The sequence below is a fragment of the Mesorhizobium sp. M1A.F.Ca.IN.020.06.1.1 genome (assembly GCF_004023265.1).
In the GTDB taxonomy this organism is placed as follows: Bacteria; Pseudomonadota; Alphaproteobacteria; order Rhizobiales; family Rhizobiaceae; genus Mesorhizobium.
Genome location: NZ_RZSR01001734.1, coordinates 1 through 533 on the forward strand (window position 1 = coordinate 1; position 533 = coordinate 533).

Here is a 533-nt window from a genome sequence, read left to right on the forward strand (position 1 = left end):
GATTGTGCATGGTGACCGCAACAAGCCCGAGCCGCCGCTTCCGCGGCAAATCCACTGCATTCCCGTTCTCGGCTCAGCCGACCGCTTTCCGTCTGACAGGCTCATCGTCGACCTGATCTACCAGGCCGTGATGCGCATGCGCGGTCCGACCGACCCCTCCGCGCCTCATGTCATAATCGTCAACATTTCGCTCGGGAATGCTCGGAGGCGATTTCATGGCCAGTTGTCGCCATGGGCGCGGCTTCTCGATCGGCTCGCCTACCGGTTCGGCATCCTTTTTCTTGTCAGCGCCGGCAATGTCAGCGAGGAGTTTCCCGTGCGGGCATTTGCGACCGGACGGGATTTCGAGGACGCCCAGGAAAACGCGCGCGCCCGTGCAGTCTTGCGCGCGATTGCCGATGTCCAGGCGGATCGGCGCCTTCTTTCGCCGGCCGAGACCGTCAACGGCCTCACTATAGGGGCTCGCAACATCGACTGGGTGCCGCAGGCGGACAGGGCATTGGCGCGAGCAAACGTGAACCCTTATCCTGCAC

General features: G+C 63.0%; 1 protein-coding gene. It reads left to right on the forward strand.

What is annotated here, in order from left to right; genetic code table 11:
- Positions 1 to 533: S8 family serine peptidase (locus EOA60_RS36605; RefSeq protein WP_348632763.1), on the forward strand; the 533-nt coding region annotated here is incomplete at both ends.